Below are 11,304 nucleotides of genomic sequence, written 5' to 3'. Positions count from 1 at the left end.
TAAACTTATGATCCATTATCTTTTTTCTGGACAGCACCCACCGGGCAAACCGTCTCACAAGCGCCACAGTCAATACATTTCTTAGCATCAACTAAATGTTGTCCTTCGCCCTCAGTAATTGCCGTCACGGGGCATTCACTTTCACATGCCCCGCAATTTATGCATTCACCACTGATTTCATATGACATAGTTAATTCCCTCACAGCGCATTACTATTTACCCAACCACCCCCTAAGCCTTTGTTCGCAGGAATACTACTCACCCAGACCAGCTCAAGATTAGCGGGAGATGTACCTGTTTCATCAAATCGCCAATAACCCCATTCACCAGGGTTCTCTGGCTTGATCCATTTATAATTCCCAGACAGTACCCTGCTTCTGTCGACTACTAGCAGTTCGGCTACAGGAAATGCCTCATCCACAAGCCGCTTCAATAACTCACCTTCCTTCCGCCACAAAAATTCTGGCCGGGACAGCCGAACAAGCTCACCACTATTAATGTCAGCATCATTTTTCATACGCCCCTCCTGCCAAACTGTTACCCCCTACTCCAACCAGATAGTCAGCCCACATGAGGAAAATGGCTACTGGCAAAAATGTCAGGTCATCGGCCTTGGTCAGCGAGCTTCTGAACCAAGCAAATTCTTTTCCACCCGGTTGGAGTGATGCAGACGAGCAATGGTGGCTAAAGCTGGAGCAGCGCCGGCGCCTAGAAAATACAAGGGCACCACCCGTCCCTGGTCTTGTGAAAATTAAATGGGGACCTGCTGGTCGACGAAAAGGCCTTACTCAACGCCCCGCCATCAACGCCATCGCCCGGAAATCCTTCGGCGACTGCTCGAACTGTTTCTTGAACGCCCGGCTGAAATGCGCCGAATCGGTGAACCCCCATTTGTAGGCAATGGAGGTGATCGACTCACGCTTGAGGAACGGGTTGGACAGGTCGTCCGCACTGCGCTTGAGTCGTGAACGCTGGATATACCGGCAAACGCTGTCGCCCTCCTCCTCGAACAAGCGGTACAGATGCCGCACCGAGATGCTCAGGCGCTCGGCCAGGTTGGCCGGTGTCAGGCCGGGCTGGCCCAGTGACTCATCGATGACCTTCTGCACATAGCCGCGCAAGTTGGCGCCACTGAGCCCCGACAACGCGCCAGGGTTGTCGTCGGCCCGTTCGAAGCCAGGCTCCAGCAGGGCAATAAAGGCCGCCTGCAGGGCTTCGCCTTGCGTGCCACCAGCGTCATCCCCCTCACGGCACAACTGGTCCATCAGCACGTGCAGCATGCGCCCGCAGGCGTTGGTCGAGGAGATCTTGCCGAAGGTCGCGCCCGGCCCCGCCACGTGCTTGCGCACCTGCTCGCGGGACAGTGCCAGCGACACATGCTCGATCAGCCCGAACGGGGTGATTTCACACGGCCCCACCGAGTCCATCAGCAGCAGCTCGCCGGGCGACAGCTGAATGCTCACACCGCCCTGGGTGATCTGCGAATAGCCCATGCGCTGGCTGACCAGGAAACAGTGCTGGTCGTCGTCGCGGTCGGGGTTGTCGCCCAGGCGGCGGATGTTGCCGGCGTTGGTGCGCAGGTTGGCCAGGGCCAGCCCGGCGTGGTTGAAGGTCGAAACCTCGCCGATGAACAGCGAGCGGTTGAAAGCCAGTTCGGTCTGGAACTGGCCACAGACCTGCTGCATGGCCGTGGTCCAGCGCTCCAGGCCATCAAAGGCGGGCCTGACATTGCAGTGAGTGACGGGCTGGGGCATGGCAACCTCCACACGCGGGCGTTGTTGTTATACGTCAATTGTTAACATGTTATCAATGAGCATACAACTGTCATTACTCGCGGGTAGCGGCAGCAGGTTACGTGCCAGGTATCTTGAGGATGCTGGGAGCGCTTCGCACTCCTTTCGCGGCACAAGGCCGCTCCTACAGGGAACGCGATCATCTGTAGGAGCGGCCTTGTGCCGCGAAAGGGTCGCGAAGCGGCCCCAGGGTTTCAAAGCTCGCGAAGCAAGCGCTCCAGCGCATCGAATGCCCGCCACAGGTGTTTGCGCTGTTCAATGTCGAGGGGGATGTAGCGACGGAAGGCTGGCATGCGGTTGACCACCTCACTGGCACCCATGTGCTCCAGGGTCACCTGCCATTGGCCATCGCGGCACTCGATGACCAAACGCTTGAAGTCCAAGGGCATCAGGGCGGCGCGAACCTCTTCGAGGCGTGACTCGAGCGCCTCGAACAATCCCTGGTCGCCGCCACGCCGACGGCACGCCAGGCCAGTGCGGCGCAGCGCACCCGTATGATGCAGCTCGGCCTGCAGCGTGCCCTGCCCCACGGCAGGCACACGCAGGATGAACTCGCACATCACCAGGTGCATCAGGAGATGACTCTCGGTGCGCTCACGCACTTCGATCCGCGGGCCATCCTCGCGGTAGGTAAACGCTGCTACGGATTGCACATCCGTCAATCCCAGGTTTCGCCACACCCGCTGCAAGGTCGCCCCCGGCCGGTATCCCGCCGGGGCGCGCGGGCCAGTCAGGCGCTCAAGCCAGCTTGCCAACATGCTGCACCTGCTCGCTATGGGATAGGCCGGGCTCGGCGGCGAACTCTTTCTCCAGCACGTCCTCGACCCGCGCCGGCCTGAACGGGTTGACCTTCTGCACGCACAGGGTCCAGAACAGCGCATACGCGGCAGTGGCGCCAAGCATCACGGCGAACGGCACATAGACATCGGCGGGGTTCATGCCCGGTGGCGTGATGAACCACATGCCCAGCAGGATACCGATGCTGGAGACGACCTGCGGCAACGGGAACAGCGGCGAGCGGTAGGCGCGCGGCAAGTCGGGGCGACGGATGCGCAGGATCACCACCGACAGGGTCACCAGCAGGTACGCCGTGCTCCAGGCACATACCGCCGCCAGCACCAGGTGCAGGATATTGTCGGTGTTGCCGCCCAGGTACCAGGCGTGCAGGCACGGAATCAGCGCCACCACCAGGATGCACAGAAGCGGCGTCTTGAAGCGCGGGTGCAGGTAGGTGAACACCTTGGGCAAGGCGCCGTCCACGGCCATGCCGTAGAGGATCCGCGGCACGCCAGCCATCAGCGTGTTGATGGTGGCGGCCCCGGCGAACAGGAAGCCGATACCCAGCCACACCGGACCGATATCCCCCATCACCTGCTCGGCGAAACGTGGAATGGCCATGGGCGTGTCCAGCAGGTGCACGCCGCTGGCCGCGTCGAGCACCACGTTCTCCACCTGGCGTTTCATCGCTGCGCCATAGATGAACATGCAGCTGGCCACGCCGAACAACCCCAGGGCCATGGCCTTGGGCATCACCCAGGCCGAGCGGCGCAGTTCCGGGGCCAGCGGGGTAACGAACTCGCAGCCGACGAACATGAACATGGCCATGCCCACCAGCGACAGGATGGTCATCAGGTCGGTCCCCACCAGCGACACCCCGAACGGTCCCTCCAGCTCGACGGCCGGCGCGGCGATCAAGCTAAGCACACCGAATACCATCAACGTGGTCCACATGCCGAAGGTCAGCACCACTTCGGCGCGGCCAAAGGCGCTGACGCCGAAGGCATTGAGCACACCGAACACCAGCACGAAGCCCACCCCCAGCAGCCACGAGCCACCGGCCGATTCGGCGAGGGTATTGAGGTGCTCGAAGTTCACCAGGGCCATCACCCCGGAGAGGATGGTCTCGGCGGTGCCGGCGAACACATGCACGATCAGGTAGGCCGAAAGTGTGCCGGTGATGGCGAAAAAGCGGCCCAGGCCGCAGTTGATGTAGTCGTACACGGAGCCGGTGGTCGGCAGGATCGCCGCCGCTTCGGCGAAGGTGGTCGACTGCGCGAGCATCATCACCGCAGCGATCACCATGGCTACGGCGAAGGCGCTGCCGCCGATGCCGAAGCCCATGGTCGCGGTGAGAATGACCGGGCTGGCCATGATCAGGCCGACGGTGCTGGCCAATGCGGTGGGGAAACCGACGGTGCCGCGGTTGAGATGCTCGGTGAGCTTATTGTTGGTTGTCATGGGCGGGCCCTGGCTGGACGAGGAAAGTGCTATGCCGGGTTAATGTGGCCTGTGTCCATGGCGCTGTCTTGCCCCTGCCTGCCGAAGGCCTTGCAATTCTCTGCCAGCGTTCGTGTTTGCCGCAGGTTACGCATGATACCTGTAGGAGCGGCTTTAGCCGCGATGCAGACAACGCGGTGGCCGGCACCCGCTTCGCGGGTGATCGCGGCTGAAGCCGCTCCTACAAGGGGCGTTTCAAATCAACGGGCGATGATCGCCTTGAGCACGGTCTTGAAAGTCTCCAACTGCTCGTGGCTGAACTGGCCGAACACCTGTTCCTGCTGGTGCTGGGCAATATCCCACAGGCTTTCGGTTGCCTCACGACCGTCCTCGGTCAGGCACACCCGGCCATTATCCTCAGCCAGCAGCCCTTTACGCGTGAGGTTGGCGACGGCTTCGCCGACCTCGCGCTCGGGCATCGCCACTTCCCGCAAAAGGTCGGCTGGCGCGAGGCCCGCGTCGTGCTCCAGCACCATCAGCATACGGGCCTCGCTGGTGCGCAAGCCGGTGGCCAGCTGCCGGGGTTGGTAATCGCCCTGGTAAGCGCGTAGCGCCTGGGTCATCAAGTAGTACAGGTTGTGCTGCAAGCGGCCCTGGAAGTGACTGCGTGGGGCCATGCGTGGGTGCGGCAAGACCATGGAATAGGCGCCCTGGTGATAGAGCAAAGGCGAACGGCCCAAGTCGTCGAACGCCAGGACCCTGCCCACCAGGATCCAGTGGTCGCCGCCATCGAGCTGCTGGAACGTCTGGCACCGAAAGCGCGCCGCGCAATCCGCCAACAGGGGTGCGCCGCCCTCGCCCACCTCGTACTCGATGCCGGCGAAACGGTCATCGCTGGGGCGGGCGAAGGTATTGGACAGGTCGATCTGGTCAGCGGCCAGCACATTGACCGCGAAGTGCCCGGCGGCCTCGAACACGGCATGGCTGCTGGAGCGCTTGTCGATGCTCCAAAGGACCAGCGGTGGGTCGAGGGACACCGAGTTGAAACTGTTGGCGGTGACGCCGACCTTGCGGCCAGCGGCATCGGCGGCGGTGATCACGGTCACGCCGGTGGCGAAATTGCCCAAGGCGCGGCGGAACGCGCGCGAGTCGAAGGAAGTAGTCATGCAAGGCTCCGGATTCATTGTTGTTCTGGGGCTCAGGTCATTGCCGGGTCCGGCTCCAGCCCCATCAACTCACGGCCAAGAATCTGCGCGCAGACGTCGTAGTCGGTGTAGGCATGGGCGCCGGTCATGTGGGCGTCGCGGAACAGCCGCTGCAGTTCGCTGCTGTCGAACCAGGCGCCACCGCCGGCGGCCTCCATCAAACGGTCTACCGCCTGGATGCACAGCTTCACGGCATACCCCTGGTTAGTGCGCCAGAACGCCAATTCAGTGCGCGTCGGGTACTGATGGCGGGCGCTGTAGTCGGCGATCTGCGCCCAACTCTTCTCCAGCAACGCCCGGGCTGCGGCAACCTGATGGGTAGACTCGGCCAGGCGCATCAACGCCGGCGTGGCGGCACCGACGGCGGCACCGGTGTAGGCGCGCACGCGGTTGCGGGTCTTGTCCTTGAACGCTTCAAGCATCCTTTCGGCGATGCCCAGGCTGACTGTGGAAAAGCCGCTGGCGAAGTACGGGCGGTAAGGGTTGAAGTAGAGGGCGCTGTCCGGGTACAGACCGAACCCTGCCGACTGCCCCTCCATCATGTCCCGGGCCTTCTGGATGCGATGCTCGGGCACGAAGGCGCGCTCGACCACCAGGGTGCGGCTGCCACTGGCGCGCATGCCGGCTGCGAACCAGTCGTCGCGGATCTGGTAGTCGCTGCGCGGCAGCACGGCGAAGCAGTAGTCCTGGCTGCCCCGGCGAAAGCCCATGATCGCCCACTCGGCGTGGTCGCAGCCGCTGCTCCAGCCCATCTCGCCGCTGAACAGTACGCCACCCTCCACTTCCTCGGTGCGGCCGAACGGGGCGATGCTGCTGCTCGCGGTGGCGTCCGGGTCGTCAAGCCAGAGCTCGTCCTGCAACCTGGCCGAAAACATCGCCAGCTGGTGACTGTGGGTGCACAGCAGGCTCATGGCCCAGGCCGTGCTGGCGCAGGCGCCGGCCAGGGCGGCGATGCATTCGGCGAACTGCGGCAGGCTGATTTCCAGGCCGCCGTAGTGCCGGGGCTGGAAAGCCTTGTGCAGGCCGATGCCCTTGAGCAGGGCGATGTTCTCGGCGGGCACGCTGCGTTCGCGCTCGGCCTGGTCGGCGCGGGCGGCGATGGCGGGTAGCAGGGGCTTGAGGTCTTCGAGCAGGGCGTTTGGCTTTTTCATGGTCTGGCTCATTGTTATTGGACCGTGGCGAGCGTGACCATCGAGTGGCGGCTCGCTGATGAATGCCGGGTCAGTATGGGAGCCGCGCCGGGGGTGGAAAATGCAACTTCCGCACCTCGGATTGCATTTTTCGTGGGTTATTTCGGGCTGGCAGGCTGGGTCATGCGGGTGGCATGGGCAGACAAGATTGCGACGGTTCAAGCGCATTAAGCTCGGACACCGCCGCCCCTCCTGTAGGAGCCAGCTTTGCTGGCGAACCGTGCCACGAAAGCGTCAGGCCAAGGTTCGCCAGCAAAGCTGGCTCCTACAGGGGACATTCATTGCCCGGAGCCGAAGCATGAGCGACATTCCCCTCCTTTCCAGCGTCACCGCGTTCCTCGCCCGCGACCACGGCCTGTACATCCATGGCCAGGCCGTCGCCAGCCAATCCGCAGCACGCATCAGCGTGGTGAACCCCGCCAACGGCGAGCCCATCACCCAGGTCGCCGACGCCAATCAGGCCGATGTCGAGCAGGCCGTCGCCTCTGCCCGCCAGGGCTTCCTCACGTGGTCACGCACCAGCCCCGCCGCCCGCGCTGCGGTACTGTTCAAACTGGCCGACCTGCTCGAAGCCAATCGTGAGGAACTGGCCCAGTTGGAAACCCTGCAGTCGGGCAAACTGATCGGCATCGCCCGCGCCTTCGAGGTGGACCAGGCCGCGCACTTCCTACGCTACTACGCCGGCTGGGCAACCAAGATCAGCGGCCAGACCCTCACCCCATCGCTGCCCTCCTTCGCCGGCGAGCGCTACAGCGCCTTCACCCTGCGCGAGCCGGTGGGCGTGGTGGTGGGCATCGTGCCGTGGAACTTCGCGACGATGATCGCCATCTGGAAGCTGGCCTCGGCGCTGACCACCGGTTGCAGCATCGTGCTCAAGCCCAGCGAGTTCACCCCGCTGACCCTGCTGCGCATCGCCGAACTGGCCAGCACGGCCGGGCTGCCGCCGGGCGTGCTCAATGTGCTGACCGGCGGTGGCCTGGTGGGCAAGGCACTGGTCGAGCACCCGGGCACCGACAAGGTGTCGTTCACCGGCTCCGTGCCCACCGGCATCGCCGTCGGCCAGGCTGCCATGGGCGCCAAGCTGACCCGCGCCACCCTGGAGCTGGGCGGCAAGAACTCGGTAGCCTTCCTGCCCGACGTGGGTATCGACAAGGCGGTGGACGGCATCATCGAGGCCGGTTTCCTGCATTCGGGGCAGATCTGCGCCGCCGGTGAGCGGTTCTTTGTCCACCGCTCGCGGATCGAACCGCTGCTCGACGCCCTGGCGCAACGCCTGGCCCTGCTCAAGACCGGCTCGCCGCTGGACGAGACCACCCAGTTCGGCCCCGTGGCCAACAAGCCGCACCAACAAAAGCTCGCCGAGCTGTTCGCCCTCGCCCGCGCCGAAGGCAGCCAGATCATCCATGGCGGGCGCATCGGCGAAGGCCCCGGCTGCTTCGTCGAGCCCACGGTGATCCTCGCCAACTCGGCCCAGGACAGCCTGCTCAACCAGGAAACCTTCGGCCCGGTGGCGACTTTCCTGCCCTATGACAACGAAGACGAGCTGCTGCAATTGATGAACGCCACCCCCTACGGCCTGTCCGCCAGCCTGTGGAGCAACGACCTGGGCAAGGTCATGCGCCTGATCCCCGAGGTCCAGGCCGGCACCTTGTGGGTGAACATGCACACCCTGCTCGACCCCGCCGTGCCGTTCGGTGGCATCAAGGCCTCCGGCATCGGTCGCGAGTTCGGCTCGGCCTTCATCGACGACTTCACCGAGCTCAAGTCAGTGATGATCCGCTACTGACCATGACCAACGCCCTGGACGAGCTGGGACGCTACTGCCTGCAGGCGTTCAGCCAGCAGGTGCCGGCGTCCCTGGCGGCGTTCTACCGCATCGACGCCGGGCAGCAGGCCTGCGACTTCCTGCTGCAGGACCTGCAGGCGCCCATGCACGCACGCTACCTGGCGCGTTACCGGGCCTTCGACCCGCTGCAACCAGGGCGTTGCCTGGCCATCGGCGGCCCCGTGGTGTCGCTGCGCCAGGGCCTGGCCCGTCTGCCGCAGGACCAGGGCCGCACCTATCGCCAGTTCCTGGCGCAGCATCAGGTGGTGGATGTGGTGGAGATCATCGCCCAGGTGCAGGGCCAGCCTCGCGCGGGCGTTTCCTTGCTGCGCTGCGCCAGCCTGGGCGAGTTCGGTGACGCCGAGCTGCAACGGCTGCTGCCGTTGCATGGGTTGATGCAACTGGCGGTGGCCAGCCAGCCGCTGGCGGAGAACCCCGTGCCCATCGCGCTCACCCCACGGGAGCGGCAGATCGCCGAACTGCTGCGCCAGGGCGCCAGCAACAAGCTGATCGCCAGGGCACTGGGGGTTGGGCTGCCAACGGTGAAGACCCACCTGATCAATCTGTTCCGCAAGCTGGAGGTGAGCAACCGCACCGAGCTTGTGGCCAGCCTGTTCCTGTGACTCAACCTTCCGGTTGATACCCGGCCTCCCCGTGGCACTGCACCCTGTGGCCAAGCCAACCACAGGAGTCACCACCATGAGCAAACCCGCCGACTGGATCACCGTTGGCGCCCTCGCCGAGGGCTTCGCCCCGCAAGCGTTCATCCTGCCGCAACGGGCCGACCTTGCCGGGCGCACACTCACCCTCCACTTCGCCAATGGCTGGGTCATCGAGCACCGCTTCGACGAAGACCGGCTGCACTGGCACGCCGCCGACGGCCACAGCACTGGCCGTGCCAGCTACCGAGCCACGTCGGTGCGTGATGGGTTGTACCTGGTCGACTTCATCAAGCAGGAAGGCAACCGGGCCTGGTCGGTCTCGCTGGTGCTCGATACCCTCAGCCGGTCCTTCACGGCCGTGCTCGGCCGCCTGCCCGACCAGGCGCAGACCGAACGCGGCCTGTACGCCCGCGCCCTGGCCGGCGAGCCGTTGACCGGCGTCGAGGCGACCTTCCTCCACGGCACCCTTGACCGCCCCTGGCAGGACGGCGCCTGCCCCCACGCGCCGACCACCGAGCTGGTGGGGCTGCGCAACCACTACCGCTACAGCCCGACCGAGGAGTACGAGCACCTCTACCTCAACGCCGAGTACTACAGCTGGCAGTGCCTCAAGGGGGTCGAGCAAGGCCTGTGCGACACCGACCGCGCCTACTACTACAAGATCGCCGAGCAGCTGTACCTGTTCGTCTGGTGCGAGAAGATCGTGCCGACCCTGGGCCTGGTGATGATCGACCTGCTGCAACACCGCAGCGACGGCAAGATCTTCGGCTATGCCGGTGGCAGCTTCGATGCCCTGGCCAACTTCCCGGTGTCCTCGTATTGCCGGGTGGTCAACCGCACGGAGTACCCGCAGTGAACCGCCGCGTGCTGGTCACCGGCGCCGGCAGCGGCATCGGCGCGGCCTGCGCCCTGCGCCTGGCGCGCCAGGGCTGGCAGGTGGCGCTGGTGGGGCGGCGCCAGGCGGCGCTCGAACGGGTCGCCGAGGCAACGGGCGGCCTGGTACTGGCGGGCGATGCGGCGGACAGTGCCACCTGGGGCGGCTTCATCGAGCAGGTCGAGGCGCGCTTCGGCGGCCTCGACGCGGTGATCGCCTGTGCCGGCGGCCACGGCCTCGGGCGTGCGGGCGACACCAGCGACGACGCCTGGCGCGACGCGCTGCGCGGCAACCTCGACAGTGCCTTTCACACCGCCCGCGCCTGCCTGCCAATGTTGCAGGCCAGCCGGGGCAGCCTGGTGCTGCTCGGCTCGATCGCCTCGCTGGCGGCCGGGCCCGAGGTGTGCGGCTATACCACCGCCAAGCATGCCCTGGTCGGCCTGACCCGCTCCCTGGCACGCGATTACGGCCCTTCGGGGGTGCGGGTCAACTGCGTGTGCCCAGGCTGGGTGCGCACCCCGATGGCGGACGCGGAAATGCAGGCGCTGATGGCCCATCACGATGAGGACCTGGAGGCCGCCTACCAGCGCGTCACCCGCGACGTGCCCCTGCGCCGTCCCGCAGACAGCGACGAAATCGCCGCCGTGTGCCAGTTCCTGGTCAGCGCCGAGGCGAGCATCGTCACTGGCGCGGTGATCACCGCCGACGGTGGCTCGACCGTGGTCGATGTGCCGACATTGGCCTACACCCGCCTGGAGCCCCAGCCATGAGCGCGCGCTACGACTTCGCCGGGCGCACGGTGCTGGTCACCGGGGCGGCCGGGGGTATCGGCCAGGCCATCGTCAAGGGCTTCGCCGGCAATGGCGCGCGGGTGCTGGGGGTCGATGTCGAGCCCGTGGCGCTGGCATCCATGGTCGAGGCGCAGCGTGCACGGGGCCATGACGTGCAGGCCCAGTTGCTTGACCTGACGGACGGCCAGGCCATCGGCGCAGTGCTCGAGGCAATGCCGCGCCTGGACGTGCTGGTGCACAACGCCGCGTACTTTCCGCTCATACCCTTTGCCGAAATCACGCCAGCGCTGCTACAGCGCACCCTGGCCGTGAACCTTGGCGCGTTGTTCTGGCTCACCCAGGGCGCCCTGCCGCTGTTTCGCCAGCAGGCCGGTGGTTGCGTGCTGGCGACCTCGTCGGTGACCGGCCCACGGGTCGCCTACCCGGGCCTGAGCCATTACGCCGCGTCCAAGGCCGGGGTCAACGGTTTCATTCGCAATGCTGCACTGGAACTGGCGCCGTTGAACGTGCGGGTCAACGGTGTCGAGCCGGGCATGGTACGCACGCCGGCGATGGGCAACCTCGGCGATGCCGCGCTGAATGCGCGGATTGCCGCCGGGGTGCCGCTTGGGAGGCTCGGAGAGGCCACCGATATCGCCGCGGCGATGCTGTTCCTGGCGTCCGATGCGGCCAGCTACATCACCGGCCAGACCCTGATCGTCGACGGTGGCGCCACCTTGCCGGAAACCCTAGCCCACTGAGGCCGTT

12 protein-coding genes are annotated in these 11,304 nt (G+C 65.3%); 5 read left to right on the top strand and 7 right to left on the bottom strand.

Going from position 1 to position 11,304, the window contains the following annotated elements:
• Positions 1–5: 5 nt before the first annotated feature.
• The 7 genes from fdxA to NGM28_RS26290 all read right to left on the bottom strand — a co-directional run bounded on the left by fdxA (position 6) and on the right by NGM28_RS26290 (position 6,366).
• On the bottom strand, positions 6–188 hold the full coding sequence (gene fdxA, locus NGM28_RS26320; RefSeq protein WP_240066111.1) for a 4Fe-4S ferredoxin: 183 nt from the start codon (positions 186–188) through the stop codon (positions 6–8).
• Positions 189–199: 11 nt separating this feature from the next.
• Positions 200–517 carry a hypothetical protein gene (locus tag NGM28_RS26315; protein WP_240066110.1) on the bottom strand — a complete coding sequence of 106 codons (318 nt, stop codon included), beginning with the start codon at positions 515–517 and terminating at the stop codon, positions 200–202.
• A 271-nt stretch (positions 518–788) separates the two neighbouring features.
• Positions 789–1,754: a transcriptional regulator FeaR gene (feaR, locus tag NGM28_RS26310; RefSeq protein WP_252092276.1), complete on the bottom strand. Its 966-nt coding sequence runs from the start codon at positions 1,752–1,754 to the stop codon at positions 789–791.
• Positions 1,755–1,987: 233 nt separating this feature from the next.
• Positions 1,988–2,551: a DUF3156 family protein gene (locus tag NGM28_RS26305; protein WP_252092275.1), complete on the bottom strand. Its 564-nt coding sequence runs from the start codon at positions 2,549–2,551 to the stop codon at positions 1,988–1,990.
• Entirely contained in the window at positions 2,532–4,031 is a 1,500-nt protein-coding gene (locus NGM28_RS26300; RefSeq protein ID WP_252092274.1) for an APC family permease, read from the bottom strand. Before NGM28_RS26300 ends, NGM28_RS26305 begins: the two co-directional genes overlap by 20 nt.
• A gap of 239 nt (positions 4,032–4,270) precedes the next feature.
• Entirely contained in the window at positions 4,271–5,176 is a 906-nt protein-coding gene (locus NGM28_RS26295; protein WP_240066106.1) for a p-hydroxyphenylacetate 3-hydroxylase reductase component, read from the bottom strand.
• Between the two features lie 32 nt (positions 5,177–5,208).
• Positions 5,209–6,366: a p-hydroxyphenylacetate 3-hydroxylase oxygenase component gene (locus tag NGM28_RS26290; RefSeq protein WP_252092273.1), complete on the bottom strand. Its 1,158-nt coding sequence runs from the start codon at positions 6,364–6,366 to the stop codon at positions 5,209–5,211.
• Between the two features lie 337 nt (positions 6,367–6,703).
• Between NGM28_RS26290 and NGM28_RS26285 the strand changes: the two genes are divergently transcribed.
• The 5 genes from NGM28_RS26285 (at position 6,704) to NGM28_RS26265 (ending at position 11,297) form a co-directional block, all read left to right on the top strand.
• On the top strand, positions 6,704–8,191 hold the full coding sequence (locus NGM28_RS26285) for an aldehyde dehydrogenase family protein (RefSeq protein ID WP_252092272.1): 1,488 nt from the start codon (positions 6,704–6,706) through the stop codon (positions 8,189–8,191).
• 2 nt (positions 8,192–8,193) lie between these two features.
• Positions 8,194–8,853 (top strand): helix-turn-helix transcriptional regulator, encoded by a 660-nt coding sequence (locus NGM28_RS26280; RefSeq protein ID WP_252092271.1) that lies wholly within the window; start codon positions 8,194–8,196, stop codon positions 8,851–8,853.
• 76 nt (positions 8,854–8,929) lie between these two features.
• Positions 8,930–9,748 (top strand): molybdenum cofactor biosynthesis F family protein, encoded by an 819-nt coding sequence (locus tag NGM28_RS26275; protein WP_252092269.1) that lies wholly within the window; start codon positions 8,930–8,932, stop codon positions 9,746–9,748.
• The gene (locus NGM28_RS26270) at positions 9,745–10,536 is read left to right on the top strand and encodes an SDR family NAD(P)-dependent oxidoreductase (protein ID WP_240066101.1); all 792 of its coding nucleotides are present in this window, start codon (positions 9,745–9,747) and stop codon (positions 10,534–10,536) included. Before NGM28_RS26275 ends, NGM28_RS26270 begins: the two co-directional genes overlap by 4 nt.
• The gene (locus NGM28_RS26265) at positions 10,533–11,297 is read left to right on the top strand and encodes an SDR family oxidoreductase (RefSeq protein WP_252092267.1); all 765 of its coding nucleotides are present in this window, start codon (positions 10,533–10,535) and stop codon (positions 11,295–11,297) included. The genes NGM28_RS26270 and NGM28_RS26265 overlap by 4 nt, the downstream gene beginning before the upstream one ends.
• Positions 11,298–11,304 lie beyond the last annotated feature (7 nt).

It is taken from the genome of Pseudomonas sp. MWU13-3659 (genome assembly GCF_023757525.1).
GTDB classification, from domain to species: domain Bacteria; phylum Pseudomonadota; class Gammaproteobacteria; order Pseudomonadales; family Pseudomonadaceae; genus Aquipseudomonas; species Aquipseudomonas entomophila_E.
Note: the sequence above shows the minus strand (reverse complement) of the source record. Positions and strands in the feature narration are given on the sequence as shown.